Below are 25742 nucleotides of genomic sequence, written 5' to 3'. Positions count from 1 at the left end.
GAGTTATGGTTTTTGTGCTGCTAGGTTAGGGATCTCTCGGCTCTCCCGAAAGCGTTCGGGAGCGCTCGAGATGACGGGGAGACGGAGAATGGAAAAAGGATACATCAATTTGATTCTTATCAGCAATAAGTTTATATTCAGTTGTAAACCTAAATATGTAATGATGTATAAAGGTGGATTTGTATATATTCTAACCAATAAAAATAAAACTGTATTATATATCGGTGTTACTTCTGATTTAAAAGGAAGAATTTGGGAACATATGAACAGTAACAACCGGCAAAGTTTTACTTTTCGATACAACGTGTTGTATCTGGTATATTATGAGTTTCTGGATTCTATTAGTCAGGCAATAGATAGGGAAAAGCAATTGAAAAGGTGGTCGAGGGAAAAGAAAGAGGATTTGATTAATAAGATGAATCCGACATGGGGCTTTTTGAATGATGAAGTGGCGGAGGATGTTTATTCTTTGATTTGAATTGTCATTTCGACTGAAGTGGAACGTAATGGAGATATCTGTTGGCTATGGAAGCAGGAGAGTATGTTTGGTTTTGTGCTGCTAGGTTGGAGATCTCTCGGCTCTCAAGCTCGCTCGAGATGACTTTTTTGTGTCATTCCGACCGGAGTGGAGGAATCTGTTGGGTATGGAAGCAGGAGAGTTATGTTTGGTTTTATGCTGGTAGGTTGGAGATCTCTCGGCTCGTTGCACTGCTCGAGATGACTTTTTTGCGTCATTCCGACCGTAGTGGAGGAATCTGTTAGCTATGGAAGCAGGAGAGTTATGTTTGGTTTTGTGCTGCTAGGTTAGGGATCTCTCGACTCTCAAGCTCGCTCGAGATGACGTTCATCGATCGTCATTCCGACCGGAGTGGAGAAATCTGTAGGCTATGGAAGCAGGAGAGTTATGTTTGGTTTTGTGCTGGCAGGTTGTAGATCTCTCGACTCTCCCGAAAGCGTTCGGGATCGCTCGAGATGACGGGGAGAGGGGGGCTGAGATGATGGAGGAAGTGAGATGGCAGAAAGAAAATATAGTCCGGCGTCTTAATGCCGGACTATTACAAATATCAAATTAAAAAATACTTACTTCTCAATCTCTTTCAAACTACTCATTTTCTTATATTCCAGGAAGCCTTTGATGTCTTCGAAATGTTCGCGTACGCGTTTGTTTCCGAATTCGAATACTTTTTCTGCCAGTCCGTCCAGGAAATCCCTGTCGTGGGATACCAATATGATGGTGCCATCGAAATCCTGTAAAGCTTCTTTGATGATGTCTTTGGTTTTCATGTCCAGATGGTTGGTAGGCTCATCCAGGATAAGAACGTTTACCGGTTCGAGCAATAATTTAATCATCGCTAAACGGGTCTTTTCTCCGCCTGAGAGTACTTTTACCTTTTTGGTAGTATCATCGCCGCTGAACATGAATGCACCCAGCAGATCCTTTATTTTAACGCGTACATCACCTACGGCAATCTGATCGATAGTTTCGTAGACGGTTAGATCTTCGTCCAGTAGAGCAGCCTGATTTTGTGCGAAATAGCCAATCTTGGCATTATGACCGACTTTTAAAGAACCTTCGAAATCTATTTCACCCATGATGGCTTTGATCATGGTTGATTTACCTTCGCCATTTTTCCCTACAAATGCTACTTTCTGACCGCGTTCGATCACCATATTTGCCTTTTGGAATACGACATGGTCCCCGTAGGATTTGCTAAGCTCTTCCACTATCACCGGATAATTGCCCGAACGTGGAGAAGGAGGGAATTTTAAACGCAAAGCGGAGTTGTCCACCTCATCCACTTCGATGATCTCTAGTTTTTCGAGCATCTTGACACGCGATTGTACCTGCAAGGTTTTTGAATAAGTTCCCTTAAAGCGTTCTATAAACTCTGTAGTGTCGGCAATAAAACGTTGTTGCTCTTCATAAGCTTTTAGCTGATGCTGACGGCGCTCTTTCCGAAGTTCCAGGTAATGGCTGTATTTTGCTTTATAGTCGTAAATACGACCCATGGTTACTTCTATGGTACGGTTGGTGATATTATCAACAAAGGCCCTGTCGTGAGAAATGACAATGACCGCTTTTGCGGAATTCAATAGAAATTCTTCTAGCCACTGGATACTTTCGATATCCATATGGTTGGTAGGCTCATCAAGAAGGATCAGATCAGGCTTTTTTAACAGGATCTTCGCCAGCTCGATACGCATACGCCAGCCGCCGGAAAACTCAGAGGTTTGACGGGTGAAATCTGAACGTTCGAAACCTAGTCCCTTCAGTACTTTCTCAACTTCGGCATCGTAATTGGTTTCTTCTATAGAGTAGAATTTCTCGCTCAGTTCGGACACCTGTTCGATTAATTTCATATAATCGTCACTGTCGTAGTCTGTGCGTATTGTTAGCTGTTCGTTTAACTGATCCAGCTCGTCGCGCATTTTATGTATATCGTCGAATGCCCTGGAGGTTTCTTCGAATACGGTTACATTGTCTTTTGTTAGTAAGTGTTGTGGTAAATAAGCAATTACCGCATTTTTTGGTCCTGTTACGCTGCCACTGGTAGGTTGGCCCGCGCCTGCTATTATTTTTAAAAGGGTCGACTTGCCTGCGCCGTTTTTACCCATAAGCGCAATTTTGTCATTCTCGTTGATAGAAAAGGTTACGTCACTAAATAGCTTTGTTCCGCCAAATGATACGGAAATGTTGTTTACGTTGATCACTATGCCTGTATTAAAATTTCGGCAAAGATAGTTTATTAGTTGTTTAGTTGTTAGTTCTTAGTAGTAAGTAGTAAGTAGTAAGTTTTCCTTTCTTGGTTGCTAGTTTCCCAAGGGATGCCTTCGGCATGATTAGATTTGGAAGCCTGTCCCGACTTTATGTCGGAGCGGAATCAGATAACTATTGAAGGTGGAGGTCTTTGATAATAAGGAAAAACTGAAGTAGAAGGCATTAACGCAGAGACAGCTGCAGGCCGATACAAGTGCATAGCTAAGACAGGCGGGCTTCGAGTTTCTCAGGATGATGCATTGAAGGTTACTAACCTACAAACATTCCCAAGAACGCCTTTATGGCATTATAGGATTTTGAGCTAAACAGGAACGGTTCTTTCCAGCTGGAGGGAAATGCTTCAGCATTCTTGAAGGCCATTATAGAAATCAAATACCTTCTGAAAAAAGAACTAGGCCTGTCCGGCTCCCGAAGCGAGTTCGGGAAAGGTTCTGAGGACGGAGAGCCTGTGTGCAGGAAAATAAAGTACACCAATGGAGTATATAAACTATCCCAAAGCGAGTCCAAACAAGTTATAATAACTCAACACTAAATATCAAACATTAATCATTCAACATTAAAAACTAAACATCTAAAATTAACCTCTCTTTATCCTCTCCACAGCTTCAGCATGTTTTTTAAGTATGGGCAAGGTTTGTTGTATAAGGTTCAATATATCTTTATCTCTTAAGCTTTTGTAGTAGTCTTCGAACATTTTGATGTCTTTACGGTGATCTTCTACCATCATATCTATATATTCTTTATCAAAATTGCTTTCACTCAAGCTGTTTAGCTTATCTATGTGCGCTTTGTGTTCCGGGTCGAGTTCCTCGGGCAGGATGATCTTTTTATCGGAAGCCAGTTGTTTTACGGTCTTGTTGATATTTGAATGGTCTGTAAGCATCATTCTGGCAAAATCTGTTACCTGTTTGTTTTTTGTTTTCTTAAGGGCAACCTTGGCTGCTTCCACTTCCATTATACCACCTGCTGCGGCTTGTTTAAGAAAGAAGGCCGCGTCTCCATCCACGCTGCTCTCGTTGAGCAAGACGGTAGACTCTTTTAAAGTGTCGGATTTGGAGTCTGTTTTACGGTTGTTGTTATTGATGCATGCCTGGCAAATTAACAAGGCAATCGGCAAGCTGAGGAAACTGTATTTTTTCATGATAATAAAGATTTATTGAGGTAGTGCGGCCAACAAAATGCCAATTAAATGGTGTGGGTACAGACTTGCTGATTAATGGGTATAAAACAACGCTTTTTGGGTATTTATACGATAAGCGAACAAGTATTCTATGGATACAAAACAGGTATTATACAGGAGAACATTCCCTATAAGGACCTGTTTATTCAAGACAACGTTTAACAACCAGGTTTAAAATTTTAATCATTTACGCTATGGAAAACAGAGAAGAACAAGAAAAGCAAAACAATGGTGGACAGCAAGGAGGAAATGCGCAAAACCATGGAAATGGTAATAGCCAGCAGGGGGATGGCAATAACCAACCAGATCCGATGCATCAGGATGGCAGGGACCAATGGTCTGATTCTCCGCAAATGGGTTTAGATTCTGACGAAGAGAACGAACTTGGTGGAGATAACGAGGGCCAGGGACCAGAGAGACACGGCAACGACGTATCGGAAGGGCTGGCAGGTGAAGGAGCTACTTCGGAAGAGGTGGATCAGATTGGTAGTAGTAACCAGAAGTCTAATACTGGCGGAAATGGTGACAATGCATCATCGGGTAATGAAAATGAAGGTACCGCTTCGGTGTCGGATGAAGTTGGCGGAGATAATCATAACCCGGATTCTGAGAGAAGGGACAATAACATGTCACAGGAGAATGACAATGAGCATTCGCAGCTTATTGACAGGGACGAAGAGATAAGAGGCAGCGACGCTGATTATTACAAAGAGCCCGGTTTGAACGGTGATGAAGACGAAGATGAGGACGAACAATAATTAATTTTTAACAAACAGAAAGAGAAAATGGCACATCAAGCAGATTTTGATATCGATAAGCTTTTATCCGCTGACAGAAAGAGGATGCGGATTTTTACATGGCATATACATGGCAGTTATTTGTTTTATCTGTCACAGGGAAATTATGATATATATATTCCTGTGAATGAACAAAGAAGCGAAAGGTATTGTGGCAGGGGTAATACGTTTCCTTTTGGAGCAAATGTAATAGAGGTTAGGGCCGAAGAGGTAAAAAGTCTTGATTTTGATGTGCTGTTATTTCAGGCCGATGAGAATTATTTCGTAGATCAGTACGAGATTTTAACGGAGGAACAAAGGGCATTGCCTAAGATTTATCTGGAGCATGACCCGCCCTGGGGACATCCGACCAACGAGTTACATCCCATAGAGGATAATGATGTAACGGTGGTGCATGTGACCCATTTTAATAAATTGATGTGGAATACTGCTGTAGACGATGTAAGGGTGATTGAACATGGTGTTATGCCCGCTACGGCAAGTTATACAGGAGAAATAGACCGGGGAATAGTGGTTATTAATAACCTGCAGCAAAGAGGCCGCTTATTAGGCTATGATATTTTCGAACGGGTACGCGAGCAGGTACCACTGGATCTGGTAGGGATGGGGACCGAGGGATTGGGACTGGGTGAGGTGCTGCATCCCCAATTGCCTGATTTTATTTCGAAATACAGGTTTTTCTTTAACCCGATAAGATACACCAGTTTGGGACTGGCTGTGTGCGAGGCCATGACGATAGGGATTCCGATAGTCGGTTTGGCTACAACAGAGATGCCTAATATTATAAAAAACGGTTATAACGGTTATGTGCATTCAGATATCTCTTTTTTGATAGACTGCATGAATATGCTTATCGAAAATAAATCGAAAGCTTTTGAACTGAGTGCTAATGCAAAGGAATCTGCTAAAAAGCATTTCGATATCCAAAGGTTTGCGCGGGATTGGGAAATGTTGTTTTTAGAAGTTTCGGTATGTAAACAGGCCTTTAATTAAATAAAAAATCTATCTACCATGAGAAACAGAATTGCATTTATAAGTGAACACGCTTCGCCCCTGGCATCGTTGGGCGGAGTAGACAGTGGCGGGCAGAACGTCTATGTTGCTGAACTGGCGAAACAGATAGCCAGAAAGGGATATGAGGTTGATGTATTTACGAGAAGGGAGGACAGGGATTCTCCGCAAATTATACCTTTTGTCCGGGGTGTACGGGTTATCCTGGTGGATGCAGGGCCGGCACAGGTTATCCCTAAGGAAGACATTTTTGTTTATATGGGCGAGTTTAGAAAGCAAATGGAGAATTTTATTCAGCGCGAAGAGCTGGAATATCATCTTGTACATGCCAATTTCTGGATGTCGGGACTGGTTGCCATGGAATTGAAACAGCGAATGAATATTCCCTTTGTAATTACTTTTCACGCGTTGGGATATATCCGCAAGGTTTTCCAAAAGGAGAACGACAGATTTCCAGATAAACGTGTGGATATCGAAAAAGAGATTGTTAAACATGCAGATGCGGTGATTGCCGAATGTCCGCAGGATCGGGAAGACCTGATTAAGCTATATGAAGCGGAAGAATCTAAGGTACCTGTTATTGCCTGTGGTTTTAATCCTAAGGATTTTTACCCGGTACCCAAGCAAACCGCCAGGACTTTACTGCAGATAGAGCAGGACGAGAAAGTGATTTTGCAACTGGGGCGTATTGTTCCCCGAAAAGGTATTGACAATGTGATACGTGCTGTAGCTAAACTTTGCGAGAACGGCGAAGTTTATAAACTGTTGGTTGTTGGTGGAGAACGTGAGGAGAGTGTCGGTTATCAGGAAATTGACAGGTTGAAAGATCTGGTAAAGGAACTGCGGATTGAAAAACAGGTTGTATTTGCAGGCCGCAAGGAACGTGATTTGCTGAAATACTATTATAGTGCAGCGGATGTGTTTGTTACTACACCGTGGTACGAACCTTTTGGTATTACGCCTTTAGAGGCGATGTCTTGCGGAACGCCGGTTGTAGGGGCTAATGTAGGTGGCATCAAGTATTCTGTACTTGATGGCAAAACCGGGCTGTTAGTAGCGCCCAATGATCCGGTAGCTTTGGCGGATAAACTGCAGTTTTTGCTTGCCCGGCCTGAATTGCTGGAAAGTATGGGAGCTTATGCACAGCGATACGTGAAGAAGTTTAAGTGGTGCCATATTGCCGATCAGGTAATAGATCTGTACAAAAAAGTACTGAAGATACAATATGTCGACAATTTGCTGGATCCTTTGAAAGAGTCTTTTGTGGAAGCTGCCATTACGTTTAAAAATTCGGCAAGGGAAATAGCTGAAGATATTCTGCATGCGGGAACGGTAATGAGTAATGCCTTGTTATCGGGCAAGAAGATTCTGGTTTGCGGAAATGGAGGAAGTGCCGCAGAGAGTCAGCATTTTACAGCGGAGCTGGTAGGGCGTTTTGAAGTGAGCCAGAGAAGGGGTTTGCCAGCGTTATCACTGAATGCGGATACTTCGATTTTAACTGCCTGGGCAAATGACTTTGGTTATGACGATGTATTTGCGCGACAGGTTGAAGCTTATGGAGACCGGGGCGACGTACTGTTCTGCTTGAGCACCAGTGGGCAGTCTGACAATATTGTAAGAGCCATAAATGCAGCAGAAGATAAAGGAATGGTGACGGTTAGCCTGTTAGGAAAAGATGGTGGTATGGCCGCCAGATACTCGCGGTATAACATTATTGTGCCTTCTAAGAGTACGCAGCGTATTCAGGAACTGCATTTGCACATTGTACATCAGCTGTGTACTATTATTGAGCAAAGGGTAGTAGCACATGACCGTGTGGAAAAAACAATAAAACCTCTAAATCTTCCTTTGGCCAGACTAAACGTAAACAACCAACCAGCCTATTTGAATATTCACCAAAATTATAAGGGTTATGGAAGCTAAGAAGGCAATCTTTTTGGATAAGGACGGGACAATTGTTAGGGATATCCCATATAATGTAAATCCTGATTTGATTACGCTGAATGAAGGTGTGTTGGATGGCCTGGAGCTACTGGATAGCTTAGGTTATTGCTTTATCATTATCAGCAACCAGGCGGGGATCGCCAGAGGGTATTTTGAAGAACAAGATCTTGTTGGCGTAGAAAGGCGGATAAGGCAGTTATTGAACCAGCGCGGTCTGGTATTGTCGGGTTTTTATTATTGTCCGCATTCGGAAGACGGGATTGTGCCGGAATACAGTATAAAATGTACATGCAGGAAACCCGGCCCCCAGCTTATACTAAATGCTGCACAGGATCATGGGATCGATTTATTGCAATCTTGGATGATAGGCGATATTCTGGACGATGTTGAGGCCGGTAAATCTGCCGGTTGCAAGTCGATATTGATTAATAATGGAAACGAAGACCAGTGGCAGGTTAACGGGAACCTTAACAGGATTCCGAACTGGATATCTGACGATTTTTGGGATGCCGCATCATTTATTTCGAATCAACACAAAACTAAAGGAAATGGACAAAGAGCTTTTGAATATAGTTAGGAAATTTAAGAAGAACCGCATTTTGCTGATAGGCGATTTTATGATTGATAAATACATTCATGGTGCCTGTCATAGAATAGCACCCGAGGCCAGTGTTCCCGTGATTGATATCGATGAAAAGCGCAGCTGTTTGGGAGGTGCAGGGAATGTGGCTGCGAACCTGAGGGCACTTGGATCTGAGGTATTGTTTTGTACTGTTGTAGGAAATGACGATATACTTCCCGAACTGAAGTACCTGCTTAGATCGGCCACTATTGATGAACAATTCCTGGTGTTGGAAGATTCAAGAAAAACTATAGTTAAAACAAGGGTGTCTTCTGATAGTCAATTGATTGTTAGATTTGATGATGGCACCGAGTCTGTATTGGAAGCAAATACAGAAGACAGGTTGATTAAACACATTGAGCGAGCTTATCCTTTATGTGATGCTGTGCTGATTTCGGACTATAACAAAGGTGTGCTGACAGATAAGGTGATTGACAAGCTGCGGGAAATGCGAAGCAAAAACAAGAAAATTCTGGCGGTTGATGCTAAATCTTACGAGCGTTATAAAATGCTTAAACCTGATTTTATTAAGCCAAACTATCAGGAAGGGCTTGAGATTACCGGAGAAAGCTATAGCAGACTACGCAAAGAACAGGTACAGCAGTGGAGCGGGATTTTAGCGGAAAGAACCGGTGCCAAGAATATTATCCTGACGATGGATAAGGACGGTATCGCCCATTTCCGCCAATCCGAATATATTTCGCACTATGACGTGGAACAGGTGATTGCTCCGCAGGTAAGCGGTGCTGGAGACAGTTTTATTTCCGCATTTCTGCTGTCCATATCGGCTGGAGCCAATATTAAGCAGTCTATGCAACTGGCAGTGCATGCTGCACATGCTGCTATCCAGAAAAGGGAGAAAACCGCCATCTGTGCATCGGCAGATATACAGGAAAAATTGGTGAATGCTTCTAAGTATATCCCGCTAGGAGAATTGAAGAGAATTGTAGGTAAACATCAAAAAGAAGGGAAGAATATTGTGTTTACGAATGGCTGTTTTGATATACTGCATTGCGGCCATGTGAAGTACCTGGCAAAAGCTAAAGAGATGGGAGATATTTTGGTAGTAGGCATTAATAACGATGAAAGCATAAAGCGTTTAAAAGGCAGTACGCGGCCTATTAATAACCTGCAGGAAAGGATTGAAGTACTCAAAGGACTGGCTTGTATTGATTATATTGTTTCTTTCGGTAAAGTAGGTTATGATACTCCTATTCAGCTGATTAAGACTTTGAAGCCACAGGTTTTTGTAAAAGGAGGTGACTATACTTATAAGTATTTACCCGAGAAGGTTACTATAGATGAAATTGGTTGTAAATTGGCTTTTGTGCCTTTTACCGATAATAAGTCTACCACCAGTACAATTAAGCAAATTCAAGAAACCAGCCAAGCAGTTTACGCATCCTGATGGAACCTATTAAAAACTTATTATGTTTTAGAGCCGATAATTTTGGTGATTTATTAATGTCTGAACCTGCCATACGGGCATTGAAGGAAACTTTCGACTGTCGCATTACGGTATTGACTTCGACTATGGGCAGCAAAGTGGTACCCTTGATTGAGGAGATAGATGATTGTATTGTATTTGACTTGCCCTGGGTAAAAGTAAAGGAAATGGGAAGCCAGGAAGAAGTGTTGGCCCTGATAAAGGAATTAACTGATTATACTTTTGATAGTTGTATTATATTCAGTGTGTTTAGCCAGAATATCTTACCTGCAGCTTTAATTGTTTGGCTTGCTAAAATACCCTTGCGTATTGGTTATTGCAGGGAGAATCCTTACGATTTACTTAACGGCTGGCTACCCGATAAAGAACCTTACGAGGAGATTGTTCATCAGGTGGAACGTGACCTGAGATTGGTAGCACATATGGGAGCCAGCACAGCAGACAAAAGCATAAGGATAACCATTCCGGTAGAAAGTGAATTACATATCAGACAACTACTGGCGGGGGTAGGTTTGGAAAATGATAATTATTTGGTTGTGCATATTGGAGTCTCAGAAAACAAAAGGAAGTACCCTTTGGAGAAATGGATTGAGGTTTGCCAGGAACTGATTAATCGCACTAATTTTCCGTTGGTCTTTACCGGGGACGGAACAGATATACCGGAGATAAAGTATGTAATAGACAGATTGGAAGGTAAGGTCTTTAACCTTTCGGGACTATTGTCGCTTCCGGAAACGGCAGCATTGATGCAGAAAAGCCGGCTTTTGATTGCTGTTAATACCGGAATTGTACATCTGGCTGCGGCACTTGCCAAACCGGTAGTGCTACTGTATGCGCAGACTAATCCTCAGCATTTGCCATGGATGACCAGTTTTAAAGTATTGGAATTCAGCGTAAGCGAAAAATTGGCAAGTAAAAACGAAGTGATAAGGTGGTTAAGAAAAAGCTTGTATAAAGAAACTAAAGCTTTTCCTTCTGCAGAGGAGGTGTATCAGGCTTTCTCTGAATTGAACAGTGAAATCGCAGTAAATTAAGGGTTTATACGTGGTTGAATGGGTATAAATAGCTTTATTATCCGCATCATTATTGAGTGGAGTTTGGGAGTTGAAGAGTTTAAAGTTAAAGTGGAGAGTTGAGGGTTTAAAGTCGAAAGTAGAGAATAGAAAGTAGATGGTAGAAAGTAGTTTATGTATTTAAAACAGCGTTTATGTTTGTTCCAATTATTATAGGGATTGTATTTCTGGTTTTGGTTGTAGGGGGGTACTATGCCATTAGAAAGAAGAATAATAAGGATATAAATCTTAAAAAATAAAGTAATATGAGTGCATCAAAACAGACCCATGATCATGAAGTGATTAGAAAATGGGTTGAGGAACGGAAAGGTGTCCCTTCGAAGATTAAGGGTACCGGAGATAACGAAGAGGAAGGCGTATTACGTATACATTTTCCAGAATTTAGCGACTCGGATAATTTCGAAGAAATGGATTGGGACATTTTCTTTAAGGAATTTGACGATAATAAGCTGGACTTCCTGTATCAGGAGAAGAAAGAAAATGGCGAGACCAGTACCTTCCATAAGTTTGTGGAAAGAGAATAATTACGATTAAAAATAACATCTATCTATGAAAGCAGCAGTTTTCCATAAACCGGGGGATATTCGTGTAGATACCGTTGATGACCCAAGAATAGAGGATAGCAGGGACGTTATCCTTAAAGTAACTTCGACAGCCATATGCGGTTCGGATTTACATATATTACGCGGATCTGTACCGCAAGCGAGCAATATGATAATGGGCCATGAATTTATGGGAATTGTAGTAGAAACAGGCTCGGCAGTTACCGATTTACGAAAGGGCGACCGTGTGGTAGTGCCTTTTCCGATAGCTTGCGGCCAATGTTTTTTCTGTAACCATCAGGCTCCAACGCATTGTGAAAATTCTAATTATAAACATTATGGTCCTGATGGGGATCTGGCGGGTGAAAAGGGGGGCGGTTTATTTGGTTATACCGATTTGTATGGTGGTTATTCAGGTGGTCAGGCCGAATACGTGAGGGTACCCTATGCGGATATTGGGCCACGTGTTGTTCCGGATAGCTTAACAGACAGTCAGGCTCTTTTTCTTACTGATATTTTTCCAACAGGTTGGGCAGCTGTAGATTGGCACAGTTAAAAGGTGGTGAAGTGGTTGCCATATTTGGTTCGGGTCCGGTGGGATTAATGGCGCAAAAAGCAGCTTGGCTAAAAGGTGCCAGCAGGGTTATTGCTATTGATCCGCTTAATTATCGTTTGGAAAAGGCAAAGCAAGTTAACAATGTTGAAACCCTGAATCCCAATGAGGTTGATGTGATAGATGCCATACGAAGCATGACCAATGGCCGCGGTGCTGATGTTTGTATAGATGCTGTTGGGTTTGAACCTGAAAGAAATGTGCTGGATAGACTGAAAGCTACTGTGAATTTGGAAAAGGGGAGCATGAAAGTTTTGGATACAGCCCTTAAAGCGGTAAGGAGAGCAGGTACCGTATCGATTGTAGGCGTGTACGGATCTACCTATGATAATTTTCCTTTACACCGCATGTTTGACAAGGGAATTACGATTAAACAGGGGCAGGCACCTGTGCAGATTTATATTGATGAACTTATTGATCTGGTTAATGAAAGGAAAGTAGTTTTGGATGATATTATAACACATGTTCTTCCGCTTAGTGAAGCAACAAAGGGTTATGAACTGTTTGAAAAAAAAGAAGATGACTGCGTAAAAGTTGTGCTGACACCTTAATATTTGTTTTATGGAAAAAGAAGAAGGACAGGAGTTAGGAAAGGAAAAAGTACCCGGACAATATGTGGGTTCTGAAACAAATGCCGTAGAAGCTATAGAATTACCCTCGGAGGAAGAGGCGAGGGATTTCTTTCAGATTGTAAGGGAACGCTTTCTTAATGTTAACCAATGGTATGAAATTGCACAATTACCAATGTCTACCTTTAAACTGACTAACTATTTGGGAAAGGAGGTAAACAGGCCTGTTATGGAAGGGGATTTTTTTCGTATTGATATCCCTGGTCCGGGAACTGAAGCCGGAGAGGGCTATGATTGGGTAAAGATTGAAGAGCTGTCTGAGGAAAGCTCGGAAAATGAAGAACTGCTTACTTTGAAAGCAAGACCGTCTGCAAATCCACAAAATGCGGATTCTGATACAGCTCATTTTTATACCGAAGAGGCGGTTTCTATATTCCAGATAAAAAGGGTTGGAAATAAAATATCCGCCGAAGAGCATGGGCGTAATGAGGTTCCGAATAGAAAAACAGATAATATAATAGACAATGTGCGGAATTCTATAGTGGGTTGGGCCGCAAAAGCAGGCTTTTCTTATCCTCAATGGAAAAGCTTGATGAAAGGTTTTGTAAAACGATAATCATATTATCGGGAGCTTAACTAGTAGCCATTTTAGTGTCTATGGCTATTTTATTTGGACTAACAACGCAGCTTTTTATCTACACCTTGAAAGCTATTGATTGAATAACGATATGATGTGGCATAAGATTTGGTTCATTAAGGTGACGATGATTGTTGAATTTTAATTCATCTATACCATGGGAAATGGAACAAATTTAAAAGAGCCAGGTGGAAACCGGCAACAAGATGATTTATCCGATTCAAAATTGGATAGCATGCATCAGGATGGGAGAGACCCATTTGCAGATTCGCCTCAATTAGGTCTGGATTCGGACGAAGTAAACGAAATGGGAGGCGACAATGAGCGAATTGATGTCAAGAAAAAGGAAAATTAATTTAAGAAGTCAGATTTACAAGCCGCCATATTTGATAATTGATTTATAGCGGCTTTTTTGTGTGTCTTTGATCCTGCTTGGAAAGAAAGAAAAAAGCTCTCATGCTCACTATCTGTCTAACCTTGAACCGACTATGACCGCACTTAACTGCTGATACAAGTGTTTTCAGAATCCGAATAGAAGTGAATACATTTGATTCATGATGCACCCCCGGATACTTAATTTTTTTACTATCAGATTATAAGCTGATTGATGGCAGTGTGCCGTTAATTTATTATTCGGCTTTGATAGGTATTGCTGTTTTGATCATAGATTTCTCGTTAATTTTTTTAGTTTTGGAAGCTTTAATGGATAATATTTAAAGTTTTATACGAAAAGAATGAGAGACACATTTGGAAGTATTTTAAGAGTAGGGATTGTAGGATACGGAAATTTAGGTAAAGGGGTTGAATTGGCTATTAAGCAAAACCCTGATATGGAGTTGGTAGCTGTTTTTACCAGAAGACAACCATCGGATATAGGAAGTGAAGCACAAGTTGTTTCAATTACTGAAATGGAGAACTTTAAGGATAAGATAGACGTGATGGTACTTTGCGGAGGTTCTTCTCAGGATTTGCCGGAGCAGGTATTGGAAGTTTCTAAATTGTTTAATACCGTAGATAGCTTTGATACACATGCAAAGATTCCCGAATATTTTGCAAAAGTAGACGAGAATACAAAAGCGCATAACACTTTAAGCCTGATTTCTACAGGTTGGGATCCGGGATTATTTTCTTTGGCAAGATTAATAGGGCAAAGCGTTTTACCAGAAGGGGAAGATTATACCTTTTGGGGAAAAGGTTTAAGTCAGGGACACTCGGATGCAGTAAGGCGTGTAGCGGGTGTAAAAGGTGGCGTTCAGTACACTATCCCCATTGATAATGCTTTAGAAAGAGTTCGCTCGGGGGAAAATCCGGAGTTAACCACTGCAGAGAAACATCAGCGCGTATGTTACATTGTACCGGAGGAAGGCGCTGATTTAAGTGAGATTGAAACCGCAATAAAAACAATGCCGCATTACTTTGCTGATTATGAAACTATCGTAAACTTTATTTCTGAAGAAGAATTGAAAGCGGAACATTCAACTATGCCTCATGGAGGAATAGTTTTCCGCTCAGGAAAGACAGGTAATGGTACAAAACAACGTATAGAGTTTAGCTTGGCATTAGAAAGTAATCCGGAGTTTACAGCGAGTGTTTTGGTAGCTTATACCAGAGCGGTAGGTAAAATGGCTAAACAAGGTCAGACTGGCGCCAGAACGGTGTTGGATGTGCCTTTGGCTTATTTATCTTCTAAATCTGATGAGGAGTTAAGAAGAACTTTGTTATAGTATAAGTGTTCGGTTCAGGATAATAAGGTTTTAATAAAGCTTATTAGCCTGAATTGGATTTTACAAGATATTTAGCGCTAAAACAGTATTTGGGTCTGCTGTTAGTCAGCTCAACTGTTTTAACAAAAAAAGCTGCTTTCCTTATGAAAAGCAGCTTTTTAATTTTACGTTACGATTATTGTTAAGCTTCGCAGCTTGTACAAGTCACCAGATTTGATACAAATTCTTTAGAAACGCTTTGGCTTCGTTGATAGTATAGCGTTTTAACCCCTAATTTCCATGCTTCGATAATTAAGTTATTAACGTCTTTTATCGGCAGATTAGATGGAATATTAATGTTTAAGCTTTGTGCCTGATCAATATATTTCTGTCTTATAGAAGCCTGAAGAATGATTTCGTATTGACTTAATTCTTTAAACGTTTTGAATATGTCTTTCTCTTCCTGAGTTAATTCTGTAAGATGTTGAACGCTACCATGATTCAACATAATGGTTCTCCATGTTTCCTCGTTATCGATACCTTTTTCTTCCAATAAAGCTCTCAGGTATTTGTTCTTTCTGATAAAGTTACCCTTTGCCAGACCAGCTTTGTAGTAATTACTGCTGTAAGGCTCTATACCAGGAGAAGTTTGTCCTAAAATAGCAGAAGAAGAAGTTGTAGGCGCTACAGCTAATAAGGTTGCATTTCTACGACCATATCCTTTTAATAAAGAAGGTTCGCCATAAATATTCGCTAATTCTTCTGAAGCTTTCAGTGATTTTTCCTGTAAGTCTTTAAAAATAGTATTCGTTAACTGCTTAGCCTGTAAGCTTTCAAAAGCGATCATGTTCTTTTGAAGGTAAGAATGCCATCCCATTACACCCAAGCCTAAAGCACGGTGGTTTTTAGCAAAATTGTTAGCTGATTGCAGGTAATGGTTACCTTCTGTTTTCTCAATAAACTCGCTCATTACAGCATCAAGGAAAAAGGTAGCTAACCTTACGGCTCCGGTATCTTTCCACTCGTCGTATAATTCCAGATTCATAGAAGACAAGCAACAAACAAAAGATTCGTCTCTTGAAGATGGTAATGCAATTTCCGAGCAAAGGTTACTTGCGTAGATAGGCATTTCCTTGTCTTTGTAAACATCAGGTTTAAAGCGGTTTACGTTATCAGAGAAGAAAATATAAGGCAACCCTTTTTGCTGTCTGCATTCTAATACTTTTGCCCAAACATCTCTTTTTTCGCGGTCGCCTTCAATCATATCCTGCATCCAGTAATCTGGCACACAAACGCCAAAGAATAGGTTTTGAATGGGATTACCAATGTTTTTAATATCTAAGAACTCTTTAATATCAGAATGGTCGATATCTAAATAGGCTGCAAAAGCTCCACGTCTAACACCTCCCTGAGAAATGGTGTCCATTGCGGTATCGAATAATTTCATAAAACTAACAGCACCGCTACTTTTACCGTTGTCGGTAACAGCAGTACCTCTTGCTCTTAATTCGCCGAAATAACCAGATGTACCGCCACCGGTTTTGGTTTGCATGATAACCTCACCTAATTTATGGGTAATGCCTTCTATATGATCTGGTACGTGTACATTGAAACAGGAGATTGGTAAACCTCTTTCTGTTCCCATATTAGCCCAAATCGGAGAGCTTAAGCTCATCCAGCCTTTGCTGATCATTTCAATGAACGATTCTGCAAGTTCTGGCTTATATAATCTTTTAGCAGCAGCATTGGCGATACGCTCTATTGCTTTCTGAGGGGTTTCTCCTTTTAATAAATATCCTCTATTTAAGATTTGCTCGCTTTCTTCGTTAAGCCACCAAAGGTTTTGCATAGTATACTTGTTTGTTAAAGATCAATATTAAAATAAATCGTCTGCACTGATACTTTTGTCGTGTTTAGTATATTCTACAGGACGTTTTGCAAAGAAATCATCCAGACTGTTTGCGAAAATTTCCTCTTCAAACCAAACCATTGGAGAATATTCTGTCTCAGATACATTATACAGCTTTTTAAAGCCGATTTGTTGCAGGCTGACATCGATACGGTATTTCATGAAGTTTAATAGATCTCTTCTGTTGATATGTTCCAAGTCTCCATTTTCGAAGATCCAACCCAGTATCTCATCTTCGATATTGATGGATTCTGTAACGATATCATAAATTTCCTGTTCTACAGCTTCATCAATATATTCAGGGAATTCTTCTTTTATTTTATTGATGATATATATACCTGCATTAGCATGTAGCTGCTCATCTATAGAAGTCCACGCAATAATATTGCTCACATTCTTCATTACTCCCTGAAAACGGGTGAATGATAGAATAATAGCAAACTGACTGAATAGTGATACGTTTTCTATTAAGATAGTGAATAGAATGAGCGATTTGATATAGGCTTTCTTATCGTCCGACTTGGTGTCTTTTAGCGCGTTTGACAGATAAGCAATCCTCTTTTTGATAACCGGAATTTCAATTACTTTTTCAAACTCATTGTTGTAACCTAATACTTCCAATAATCTTGAATAGGCCTCGGAATGTCTGAACTCACACTCTGCAAATGTGCTTCCTAATCCATTAAACTCAGGCTTTGGCAAGTGGTTATATAAATTCCCCCAAAAAGATTTTACATTAACCTCTATCTGAGCAATGGCTAACAAGCTTCTTTTGATGCTCTCTTTCTCATTTGTTGATAAATGAGAGTGAAAGTCCTGAGTATCTGCTGTGAAATCGATCTCAGAATGGACCCAAAAAGATTTATTAATAGCATTAGTAAAGTCCAGTACTTCTGGATACTCGAATGGTTTGTAATTAATTCGTTTATCAAAAATGCCCATAGTTATATGTTAGTTAAATTTTAAATCAATCTTAAAAACAAACAAAGTCACATTGCAAAAAATTGAGTAAATCAGGCCAGCCTAATTTATCCCTAGAAGTAGTTTGAGTTTCATAGCCGACTTTTGGTAGCAGAGGCTAGCAACTTGTTTTGCTGCTTGCGGTTCTTCTAAGTTTTACAGTTATGAATGGTAAATTACTTCTTTTGCGATGTGCTGATGCAAATGTATCTAATTAAATAATGGAACAGGAGTAAGAGGGTTTAGATGTTATACACATTTGCCTATATTTTATTCACAATTGGCTTTAAATAGGTTTAAAGGCTGTTTTTAGTGTGAAAAAGTTTATAGCTGCCTAAGTTTTTATTTCCATCTGAGCAGGTGAGATTATGGGTTTATTTTCTAACTTATTGAGACTGATAAACCTTGAAAAATTAAAGGGCAATTTTGAAATATTATCCAAAAATGACAAAGCGGTTTTCGAGCAATTTAAGGAGGTTTTTTAAAAAGGAATTAATAAGAAAAAGAAGAAATAGGATTTTGCAAAGCGGATATTTGGTGTTATTTACAATTTTAAGTAAAGCCTGAATTTAATGGTGCATAAACTAATTAAGGCATTTTATGTTGTTCTGATAACGATATGACGATATTCCAGCTATATAAGCAAATAAAACCGTATGTTACAAAATATAGGACTTTGGTAATTGCAACCTTGCTACTTACCCTGATAGGTTCTTTTGCTGCGCAGATTAATGCTTTGATTTTGCGCTATACGGTGGACGAAATTACAAATCTGCTGAATGTTCCGGATAAGTTGAGCAGAGGCTGGAACCTGTTGGTCTTTATTTCTGTAGTGTTGCTGGCAAAGGAACTGATTTACACTTTTGTTCAGTTTGGACAGAAATTTTATGGAGAGAAGCTCCGGATTTATGTAGCCAAAGACCTTGCTCAAACTGTAATAGATAAAATACTGACCTATCAATTATCCTTTTTTACGTCGCAGGACAACGAGTCTGGTAAATTGCAAACCCGTATCGACAGAGGGATAGAGAGTTTGACCAGGTTGGTACAAAATTTTTTTATAGATATTTTACCGCTTTTTGCAAATGCTATAGTAGCGCTGGCATTTATGTTTCAAGCTAATTTTTATGTTGGATTGGTTGGACTGGTTTTAGTCCCTATTTATTTTGTGATTACCCAGCGCCAGGCTTTGAAATTGGGAGGTTGGAGAAGAAAGATGAGAAGTTATAGGGAGTCTAAATCTCAGGGAATAATCAGCATTATAGAATCTATTACGGTTATAAAATCCTTTAACAGGGAAACGATAGAATCTAATAAGCAATTGGAATTGCAGGAAAGTTTGACGGCAAACCAGATGCAAACCAGAAAAACCAATTTTATGTACGATGGTATTAAATCTTTTGTAGAGCAAATTGGGGTAGTTATCATTATTATTTTGACGTCCTATTTGGTGCTTTCGGGACAGATGACCATTGGCGCAATTATGTTTCATATTCTCCTGTTTAATAACGTTTCCGCACCGATAAGGCAATTGCACCGGATATATGATGAGATGAATGATGCTTTGATTTATTCTGAAAGCTATTTCGAAATATTGAATGCTAACTATGAAATTGAGCGAAGCGGAAGCTATAAAAACAAAAGTTTAAAAGGTTATTTTCAGTTGAAAAATGTACACTTTTCCTATCCCAACGGAACCAAAGCCTTAACGGATATTAATCTGGAAATTAAACCAAATAGAATAACAGCGCTGGTTGGACTTTCCGGTGCCGGAAAGAGTACCATTATTAATTTATTAGATAAGTTTTACCGTCCGCAAAAAGGCTCGATTTTATTGGATGGAGTATCTTTAGATGATTATGATACCCGTTTTCTAAGAAACCAGATAGGTTTGGTGCTGCAAAAGAACCATATTTTTAATGGGACCATAGAAGAGAATATACGCTATGGAAAAGTAGATGCTTCTTTCGAAGAAATAGAAGAAGCGGCGAAAAAGGCTTATATCCACGAGCAGATACAGAAATTGCCCGATGGTTATCAGACAAAAGCGCTCAATCTTTCTGGCGGACAGCAACAGCGGATAGCCATTGCCAGAATGTTCCTTAAAAATCCACCGATTATATTTTTGGATGAACCTACCGCTAGTCTAGATGCCATTGCAACCGAGCAGATAAAAAATAGCCTTGATGCCATTAAGAAAAACCGAACTGTAGTGATAATATCACATTCGATCTCGCAGATTATCGACGCTGATTATATTTATGCATTAAAAGAAGGAAGGATTTTTGAAAGCGGTAACCACGATGAAATTTACAGATTGGGAGGGGTTTATAAAGAAATATTTGATGCCAGTGCCAGAAGTCTAAATATCGAAAAAATAGCAAAAACTTATGATGATTAAACACTAGTTATTGCAGAAGTTTACACAATCTGAGTCAGCTTCTTCTGTTTTTTCTTTCTAAGCTTCCTTACCTTTGATCTCCATAAGATAAAACCGGTAATAGGGAGAGAGCCTATTATGAAAGATCCAATGAAAAAAATAATTTTACCGATGATACCAAACTGTTGCCCCGTATGCAGATCGTAATTCATGTTATTGGCTTTCTTTCCTGTTGATAAATCTTCATGTAATAAGCTGTGGGTTTTATGCTCATTAAAATCGAATTGATACTCATCTACCTTTGCATACCGCAGAGATTCGTGATAAGCCCGAATAGCCAATGGAGATTTTGCTTCGTTAGGTAAGTAAAGCCAAAGCATATCCGCATTTTTGGAGTTTACTCTGGCATAAGCATAAGCTTTGTCTAAATCTGTAAGTAGATTTAAACTATCAACTTTTTCTGGTATAAACTGAAAACGGGTAATTTCTTCATTTTTCGATTTGCCAAGATTAAGTGTTTTATAGATTCCATTTTTTACAGGCTCAAAAGCAAAAGAAAGTCCTGTTAAAATCATTATAAAAGCTAATCCGGAAATATAAAAACCAAGTACATTGTGCAAATCAAAATTAACTCTCTTGATTTTAGCACCCCATTTTATGGTGAAGTATCTTTTTTTAAATTTCCCGTTTTTAGGCCACCACAATATCAGTCCGATAATTAGCAAAACCATAAAGATAATAGCGGAAATACCAATTATAAGCTTTCCAGTTTTACCAGGTATCAACAGACAGATGTGAATGTAGAGTATGATATAGAATATATCATCTAACATTTTTTCTGTTTTTAATACTTTTCCGTTGTAAGGATTGATATAAACGAAAAAGGTTGTTTTTTTTAGGTCTGTAGCCATTGCAACTATGGATCTGTCTTTTCCCATATACATCATACGGTTAACATTTGCATTTGGTAAAGCAGACTTTACGATGGGGTAGACTTGAGAAGGAGAAATAAAGGATGAATTTTGGATACTTACTTTCCTGTAATCGCTGTGCAGATAATCTTTTATCTCGTCTTGAAAACAGTATATGCAACCAGTTAACGCTTCGATAAAAATAATTATGCCAGTTACGATACCCAGATACTTATGTACAGACAGAAAAAAATTCCTCACAGTAATTTTAATTTAGACAAATTATAAATTAGATTTGCGCATCAAAAATATCATAAAAAAGTAATCAATGAAAATAAAATTTACTGCAGCCATATTTGCAAGTTGTGTACTATCTGCTTCCTATGCGCAAAACCATGAGGAAACGGGCTCTGCACAGAACTTGCAGGAAGATGTTGTCGTTGTTGCTTCAAGAAAGCCTGTTAGCATTGCAAAAATCGCGGGGACGGTTTGGGTACTTAGCAGCGACCAGATTCAGGAACAGGCAAAAAATGGTGTTCCTATTAAAGAAATGTTGGGAATTCTTGCTCCCGGGATGGACATCGGTCCACAGGGGAGAACAAATTATGGGCAGAATATGCGTGGGCGAGCCGCTCTGGTTATGATAGATGGCGTTTCTTTAAACAGTATCCGGGGAATTAGCCGGCAATTAGATGCAATTGATCCATTTAACATTGAAAGAATTGAAATTCTATCAGGCGCAAGTTCTATTTACGGAGGAAACGCGACAGGTGGTATTATTAACATCATTACAAAAAAAGCAAAAGATGAAGGTTTTGGAGGTAGCACAGAGGTAGGTTTACGTTCCGGATTGAGACAAAAGGAAGACCACGATTGGAGAGCTGCTCAGGCATTGGCTTATAAAAATGATAAGCTTGAAGGAAGACTGGCATTGTCCTATCAGCAAAATGGCGGTACGTTTGGTGCGGATAATAGACAAATTTTTACCGATATCTCCCAAACAGACCTACAATATAACAGAACCATTGATTTGCTGGGTACGGGTGGTTATTCTTTTAACCGTAACCATAAAATAACTGTTTCCGGTCAATTTTATACTTCTAAATTTAATGGGGACAGAAGTTTGTTTTTGGGAGACAATTTAAGTGCCTTCACCACATTTAATGGAAGTGTGCTGGAGATGAGAGATGGTTTCGATTCTGATAGAAAGCCGGGAACAAATCGTTGGATGGGCACTGCAAACTACCATGGATCTAATCTTTTGGGAGGGCAGGATTTATATATCCAATTGGCTTCAAGAGCAGAACGTTTGGATTTTTACCCTTTCCCTGGAACTTTGAAGTTGGCTACGTCATCAACACCATATGCATCTTCGTCGAGACAGAACACAAACTATACCGGTTTTAAAGCTTTACTTTCCAAGAGGATAGATCAGTTTAACTTTTCGTATGGAATTGATGTAGATTTTGAGAAATTCTTCTCCAGCCAGTCTGTTTTTGATATCAACACAACATTGTCTTCGGGTGGTTTGGTAAACAAACAGATATTTTCTTTAGGCAGATATCCAACAGTGCATTCTAAAAGCTATGCGGCTTATTTACAGGCAGATTATGATATTTTCGAATTTTTGAAATTATCGGGAGGGATTCGTTACCAAAAATCGAATGTTGAAATTGATGATTTTATTGGTAGTGTACAACAAACTCAATTGGCGTTTGGTTATGGCACATCGGCAAGTGCTATACCGGGAGGAAAGAGTGATTACGATATGACAATGTTCAATGCCAGTTTACTATACAATATACAGTCTAATCAGCAGGCATGGTTTACTTATTCGGAAGGTATTTCTTTAGCAGATCCGGCAAAGTATTATGGTATAGGTGTTTATAAACTAAATACAACAACAAATAACTGGGATTTGACATCTAGTGTAAATGTTAATGAAAATCCATTACAAGGTATAAAAACAGGGCAATTTGAGCTGGGTTATCGGATAAAATACCAGAGTTTGAAAGCGCAGATTTCGGGTTTTATCAGTAACTCAGATAAATCTCTGGCTGTAGATAAAACAACTTATCAGGTTTTAGTCAATAATCAAAAACTTAGGAATAAAGGCATCGAGGCCGAGGCTGCATATAACTATAAAGGATTTACAATTGGAGCAAATACTTTGTTAATTAAATCTGAGGTGGAAGTAAATGGAGACTGGCAAAAACAGGAAATTTATAATGCCAGTCCAAGTAAATTGGTTGGTTACTTAGCTTATGGTATAGATAAATGGAATTTTAGATTCCAAACGTTGAATAATTTTAAATTAGAAGATGCTTTGGGTAATAAAATGAACAGCTATAATACTTCTGATTTGTTTGCAGGGTATAAGTTACCTGTAGGAAAACTGAATGTAGGTGTACAGAATCTGTTCAATACTAAATATCAGTCTATTTGGAGCAAGCGTTCTCAGGTACTTTATTCCAGCTATAAGCTGGATGATTTGTTCTATTATCAGGGTAGAGGGCGAACTTTTTCTTTCAACTATACTATAGATTTTTAGCATCCTAATGGATATAAATACGAAAGAGCGCATGTTGGTATATGCGCTCTTTATGTTTTTAATGATTAGCTTTGTGTGTTTTTGAAGGTTAAAAACTTAGAAATCATGGAGAAATTTTCCTTAGCAATAAGACCAAATGACGACATAGTTTTTAAAGTAAAGCAAGCAAAGCATTTGTTGCGGTCCGAATCGGGTAAATCTTTTAGAAGTCAGAATTCAGAAGCGCATATCAGTCTTTTCGAATATGAAACCGAAAGGAAGGACAATAAATTACTATTGTTGGACGATTTATCTAAGATTGTTTCTTCTCTAAAGCCCTTTGAAATTACTTATAATGGTTTTAACCATTTTTCGAACCCAAATGATTCCCATACTTTTTTTATTGGTTTAAAAGGCGAAACGGCTGTGACCATCAGAGAGTATGCAAGATCTATACAGGAAAAAAGCCAGTTTAATTTAATTGATAAATGTAGGATACCGCATATGTCAATAGGTAGAGGACTGAGCAGAAAACAGTTGGAAAAGGCCTACTCATTGTTTAAAGCTTTTGATGAGAAGGAATTTTGTTTATCCTTTGTTCTGCGAAGATTTAATCCCTGGAGGAAGCAATACGACATTATTGCAAAATTACCTTTGTTGGGAGTGAATAATCTTTATGGCCAAATGAGTTTATTTGGATAATTTATAAGATTTTCTGTAATTATTATAAGTTTGTGCCTTCTAGATTTAATATAAAATGAAATATAAAATATTGGAACTGACGGGAAAGACTAAAGAAGGGAAAACAAAATTTGCAGAGGTATTGACTTTTATAGATAATAATTACAATTATAGTCCTGCTGCATTTAAAAATGGTAATATCTATAATAAAGAAACCGAAAATCAAGGCAGCGCCAGAGTATTCTCATTTGCAAAACTGAATGGTTTTTCTGAGCAGGATACATTGGAATTATTTGCAGAACATTATCTATCGGTCTTGAATGATCCGCAAGGTAGCGGGCACCAAAATATAAGACAGTTTATGGCCAGTGGGTGGGAAGGAATTGAGTTTGAAGCGGAAGTGCTGACTGAGAAATAATAGGTTTAAAGGCACATGACAAAAATGTGCCTTTAACTATTTATCCCTTGTGATTAGTTTAGATGCAAAATCTCTTAACACCTCTTTTCTTTCCGTAGGGACATTGATCTTTTCAAGACAGTGCAAAGCTTCAGCTGCATAGTTTAACATTTTTTCTTCTGCGATTTTACGAATGTTTAGCGTATTATATATCGCAGTAACCTGAGCAACCTTGTCATCTGCTGTTATAATTTGATTATTCAGCAAATCTTCCAACTCTTTTTTTAAATCGTCTTTAGCTAATTCTAATGCTTTAATTAAAAGGAATGTCTTTTTGTTCGAAATGATATCTCCACCAACTTGTTTTCCAAATTTTTCAGGGTCGCCGTAAACATCCAGGATATCATCTTGTAATTGAAAAGCTACACCCAGTTTTGTCCCGAAATCGTTGATTAATTCCTGATCATTTTCTGAAGCATCGGCGATAACTGCGCCTATTTTTAGTGCACCACCTAAAAGCACAGCTGTCTTCAGTCTGATCATTTCTATATATTCTTCTATGGATACAAATTCTTCCTTCTCAAAATTCATATCCATCTGCTGTCCTTCGCATACTTCAGTAGAAATGGTATTAAAGATTTTTAAGCATGCCGGAAGTTTTACGGCTTCCACCTCACAAATCAGTTTATACGCTTCTATCAGCATAATATCTCCAGATAGAATGGCAGTAGAATCGCTCCATTTTTCGTGAACGGTGGGTTTTCCTCTGCGAAGCGGGGCTTTATCCATAATATCGTCATGCATTAAAGAGAAGTTATGGAAAAATTCTATTGCCATAGCAGGCTTTACAGCTTTTTCCACATCTCCACCAAACAGATCGGTAGCCAGGAGGAGCAGAGCAGGTCTTAATCTTTTTCCTCCCAAACCTAATAAATAGGAAACCGGTTCGTACAGATTCCTTGGTGAAGAAGGGTAGGAGTAAGTATTAATTTCCTGATCTAATAAAAGCTGTAATTCTGATATCTTATACATCTATAGTTCTATTGAGCTGGCGAAA

General features: G+C 39.1%; 23 protein-coding genes. 17 read left to right on the top strand and 6 right to left on the bottom strand.

Features of this window, described 5'->3' with window-relative positions; genetic code table 11:
• Nucleotides 1-88 precede the first annotated feature (88 nt).
• A complete protein-coding gene (locus PEDSA_RS06295) occupies nt 89-478 on the top strand; it encodes a GIY-YIG nuclease family protein (RefSeq protein WP_245546850.1) in 390 nt (129 codons plus the stop codon).
• 602 nt (nt 479-1080) lie between these two features.
• Here the strand turns inward: PEDSA_RS06295 and PEDSA_RS06285 are convergent.
• Nucleotides 1081-2712, bottom strand: coding sequence for an ABC-F family ATP-binding cassette domain-containing protein (locus tag PEDSA_RS06285; protein ID WP_013632330.1), 1632 nt, complete (start codon nt 2710-2712; stop codon nt 1081-1083).
• 644 nt (nt 2713-3356) lie between these two features.
• Entirely contained in the window at nt 3357-3920 is a 564-nt protein-coding gene (locus PEDSA_RS06280; RefSeq protein ID WP_013632329.1) for a DUF4142 domain-containing protein, read from the bottom strand.
• A 233-nt stretch (nt 3921-4153) separates the two neighbouring features.
• Here PEDSA_RS06280 and PEDSA_RS06275 point away from each other — a divergent pair, with 233 nt between their 5' ends.
• From PEDSA_RS06275 to PEDSA_RS06225, 12 genes are all read left to right on the top strand, one after another.
• Nucleotides 4154-4717: a hypothetical protein gene (locus tag PEDSA_RS06275; RefSeq protein WP_013632328.1), complete on the top strand. Its 564-nt coding sequence runs from the start codon at nt 4154-4156 to the stop codon at nt 4715-4717.
• Nucleotides 4718-4744: 27 nt separating this feature from the next.
• Nucleotides 4745-5749 (top strand): glycosyltransferase family 4 protein, encoded by a 1005-nt coding sequence (locus tag PEDSA_RS06270; RefSeq protein ID WP_013632327.1) that lies wholly within the window; start codon nt 4745-4747, stop codon nt 5747-5749.
• A gap of 18 nt (nt 5750-5767) precedes the next feature.
• Nucleotides 5768-7690: a glycosyltransferase gene (locus PEDSA_RS19815; protein ID WP_013632326.1), complete on the top strand. Its 1923-nt coding sequence runs from the start codon at nt 5768-5770 to the stop codon at nt 7688-7690.
• Nucleotides 7680-8288: a D-glycero-alpha-D-manno-heptose-1,7-bisphosphate 7-phosphatase gene (locus PEDSA_RS06260; protein ID WP_013632325.1), complete on the top strand. Its 609-nt coding sequence runs from the start codon at nt 7680-7682 to the stop codon at nt 8286-8288. The genes PEDSA_RS19815 and PEDSA_RS06260 overlap by 11 nt, the downstream gene beginning before the upstream one ends.
• Entirely contained in the window at nt 8260-9741 is a 1482-nt protein-coding gene (gene rfaE2, locus PEDSA_RS19500) for a D-glycero-beta-D-manno-heptose 1-phosphate adenylyltransferase (protein ID WP_013632324.1), read from the top strand. The genes PEDSA_RS06260 and rfaE2 overlap by 29 nt, the downstream gene beginning before the upstream one ends.
• Entirely contained in the window at nt 9741-10814 is a 1074-nt protein-coding gene (locus PEDSA_RS06250) for a glycosyltransferase family 9 protein (RefSeq protein ID WP_013632323.1), read from the top strand. The genes rfaE2 and PEDSA_RS06250 overlap by 1 nt, the downstream gene beginning before the upstream one ends.
• 284 nt (nt 10815-11098) lie before the next feature.
• Nucleotides 11099-11377 carry a hypothetical protein gene (locus PEDSA_RS06245; RefSeq protein WP_013632321.1) on the top strand — a complete coding sequence of 93 codons (279 nt, stop codon included), beginning with the start codon at nt 11099-11101 and terminating at the stop codon, nt 11375-11377.
• A gap of 25 nt (nt 11378-11402) precedes the next feature.
• Nucleotides 11403-11951, top strand: a complete 549-nt coding sequence (locus tag PEDSA_RS20405; protein WP_245546848.1) for an alcohol dehydrogenase catalytic domain-containing protein — start codon at nt 11403-11405, stop codon at nt 11949-11951.
• Complete coding sequence (locus PEDSA_RS20400; RefSeq protein WP_245546846.1) at nt 11939-12559, top strand: zinc-binding dehydrogenase; 621 nt, start codon at nt 11939-11941, stop codon at nt 12557-12559. Before PEDSA_RS20405 ends, PEDSA_RS20400 begins: the two co-directional genes overlap by 13 nt.
• Before the next feature lie 10 nt (nt 12560-12569).
• The gene (locus PEDSA_RS06235) at nt 12570-13193 is read left to right on the top strand and encodes a hypothetical protein (protein ID WP_013632320.1); all 624 of its coding nucleotides are present in this window, start codon (nt 12570-12572) and stop codon (nt 13191-13193) included.
• A gap of 178 nt (nt 13194-13371) precedes the next feature.
• Entirely contained in the window at nt 13372-13569 is a 198-nt protein-coding gene (locus tag PEDSA_RS06230; protein ID WP_013632319.1) for a hypothetical protein, read from the top strand.
• A 379-nt stretch (nt 13570-13948) separates the two neighbouring features.
• Nucleotides 13949-14938: a diaminopimelate dehydrogenase gene (locus PEDSA_RS06225; protein ID WP_013632318.1), complete on the top strand. Its 990-nt coding sequence runs from the start codon at nt 13949-13951 to the stop codon at nt 14936-14938.
• A gap of 181 nt (nt 14939-15119) precedes the next feature.
• Here PEDSA_RS06225 and PEDSA_RS06220 read toward each other — a convergent pair whose 3' ends face one another.
• Together PEDSA_RS06220 and PEDSA_RS06215 are read right to left on the bottom strand one after the other, a co-directional pair.
• Nucleotides 15120-16766 (bottom strand): ribonucleoside-diphosphate reductase subunit alpha, encoded by a 1647-nt coding sequence (locus tag PEDSA_RS06220; RefSeq protein WP_013632317.1) that lies wholly within the window; start codon nt 16764-16766, stop codon nt 15120-15122.
• A gap of 27 nt (nt 16767-16793) precedes the next feature.
• Nucleotides 16794-17768: a ribonucleotide-diphosphate reductase subunit beta gene (locus PEDSA_RS06215; RefSeq protein WP_013632316.1), complete on the bottom strand. Its 975-nt coding sequence runs from the start codon at nt 17766-17768 to the stop codon at nt 16794-16796.
• A 694-nt stretch (nt 17769-18462) separates the two neighbouring features.
• Here PEDSA_RS06215 and PEDSA_RS06210 point away from each other — a divergent pair.
• Nucleotides 18463-20187: an ABC transporter ATP-binding protein gene (locus PEDSA_RS06210; protein WP_245546844.1), complete on the top strand. Its 1725-nt coding sequence runs from the start codon at nt 18463-18465 to the stop codon at nt 20185-20187.
• Nucleotides 20188-20207: 20 nt separating this feature from the next.
• Here the strand turns inward: PEDSA_RS06210 and PEDSA_RS06205 are convergent, their stop codons facing one another.
• Nucleotides 20208-21338 carry a PepSY-associated TM helix domain-containing protein gene (locus PEDSA_RS06205; protein ID WP_013632314.1) on the bottom strand — a complete coding sequence of 377 codons (1131 nt, stop codon included), beginning with the start codon at nt 21336-21338 and terminating at the stop codon, nt 20208-20210.
• Between the two features lie 67 nt (nt 21339-21405).
• Between PEDSA_RS06205 and PEDSA_RS06200 the strand changes: the two genes are divergently transcribed.
• From PEDSA_RS06200 to PEDSA_RS06190, 3 genes are all read left to right on the top strand, one after another.
• Entirely contained in the window at nt 21406-23628 is a 2223-nt protein-coding gene (locus PEDSA_RS06200) for a TonB-dependent receptor (RefSeq protein WP_013632313.1), read from the top strand.
• Nucleotides 23629-23733: 105 nt separating this feature from the next.
• On the top strand, nt 23734-24309 hold the full coding sequence (locus PEDSA_RS06195) for a 2'-5' RNA ligase family protein (protein WP_013632312.1): 576 nt from the start codon (nt 23734-23736) through the stop codon (nt 24307-24309).
• Nucleotides 24310-24364: 55 nt separating this feature from the next.
• Nucleotides 24365-24706: a HopJ type III effector protein gene (locus PEDSA_RS06190; protein WP_013632311.1), complete on the top strand. Its 342-nt coding sequence runs from the start codon at nt 24365-24367 to the stop codon at nt 24704-24706.
• A gap of 36 nt (nt 24707-24742) precedes the next feature.
• Here the strand turns inward: PEDSA_RS06190 and PEDSA_RS06185 are convergent, their stop codons facing one another.
• Nucleotides 24743-25717, bottom strand: coding sequence for a polyprenyl synthetase family protein (locus tag PEDSA_RS06185; protein ID WP_013632310.1), 975 nt, complete (start codon nt 25715-25717; stop codon nt 24743-24745).
• Nucleotides 25718-25742: the final 25 nt, after the last annotated feature.

The sequence above is a fragment of the Pseudopedobacter saltans DSM 12145 genome (assembly GCF_000190735.1).
Taxonomy (GTDB): domain Bacteria; phylum Bacteroidota; class Bacteroidia; order Sphingobacteriales; family Sphingobacteriaceae; genus Pseudopedobacter; species Pseudopedobacter saltans.
The sequence above is the reverse complement of the archived record's forward strand: the minus strand, read 5'-3'. Positions and strand labels throughout refer to the sequence as shown.

Bases quoted from the DNA above. Each gene is read 5' to 3' on its own strand.
- PEDSA_RS06295 (WP_245546850.1), top strand. From the start codon at position 89: ATGGAAAAAGGATACATCAATTTGATTCTTATCAGCAATAAGTTTATA.
- PEDSA_RS06280 (WP_013632329.1), bottom strand. From the start codon at position 3,920: ATGAAAAAATACAGTTTCCTCAGCTTGCCGATTGCCTTGTTAATTTGC.
- PEDSA_RS06275 (WP_013632328.1), top strand. From the start codon at position 4,154: ATGGAAAACAGAGAAGAACAAGAAAAGCAAAACAATGGTGGACAGCAA.
- PEDSA_RS06270 (WP_013632327.1), top strand. From the start codon at position 4,745: ATGGCACATCAAGCAGATTTTGATATCGATAAGCTTTTATCCGCTGAC.
- PEDSA_RS19815 (WP_013632326.1), top strand. From the start codon at position 5,768: ATGAGAAACAGAATTGCATTTATAAGTGAACACGCTTCGCCCCTGGCA.
- PEDSA_RS06260 (WP_013632325.1), top strand. From the start codon at position 7,680: ATGGAAGCTAAGAAGGCAATCTTTTTGGATAAGGACGGGACAATTGTT.
- rfaE2 (WP_013632324.1), top strand. From the start codon at position 8,260: ATGGACAAAGAGCTTTTGAATATAGTTAGGAAATTTAAGAAGAACCGC.
- PEDSA_RS06250 (WP_013632323.1), top strand. From the start codon at position 9,741: ATGGAACCTATTAAAAACTTATTATGTTTTAGAGCCGATAATTTTGGT.
- PEDSA_RS06245 (WP_013632321.1), top strand. From the start codon at position 11,099: ATGAGTGCATCAAAACAGACCCATGATCATGAAGTGATTAGAAAATGG.
- PEDSA_RS20405 (WP_245546848.1), top strand. From the start codon at position 11,403: ATGAAAGCAGCAGTTTTCCATAAACCGGGGGATATTCGTGTAGATACC.
- PEDSA_RS06235 (WP_013632320.1), top strand. From the start codon at position 12,570: ATGGAAAAAGAAGAAGGACAGGAGTTAGGAAAGGAAAAAGTACCCGGA.
- PEDSA_RS06230 (WP_013632319.1), top strand. From the start codon at position 13,372: ATGGGAAATGGAACAAATTTAAAAGAGCCAGGTGGAAACCGGCAACAA.
- PEDSA_RS06225 (WP_013632318.1), top strand. From the start codon at position 13,949: ATGAGAGACACATTTGGAAGTATTTTAAGAGTAGGGATTGTAGGATAC.
- PEDSA_RS06220 (WP_013632317.1), bottom strand. From the start codon at position 16,766: ATGCAAAACCTTTGGTGGCTTAACGAAGAAAGCGAGCAAATCTTAAAT.
- PEDSA_RS06215 (WP_013632316.1), bottom strand. From the start codon at position 17,768: ATGGGCATTTTTGATAAACGAATTAATTACAAACCATTCGAGTATCCA.
- PEDSA_RS06200 (WP_013632313.1), top strand. From the start codon at position 21,406: ATGAAAATAAAATTTACTGCAGCCATATTTGCAAGTTGTGTACTATCT.
- PEDSA_RS06195 (WP_013632312.1), top strand. From the start codon at position 23,734: ATGGAGAAATTTTCCTTAGCAATAAGACCAAATGACGACATAGTTTTT.
- PEDSA_RS06190 (WP_013632311.1), top strand. From the start codon at position 24,365: ATGAAATATAAAATATTGGAACTGACGGGAAAGACTAAAGAAGGGAAA.
- PEDSA_RS06185 (WP_013632310.1), bottom strand. From the start codon at position 25,717: ATGTATAAGATATCAGAATTACAGCTTTTATTAGATCAGGAAATTAAT.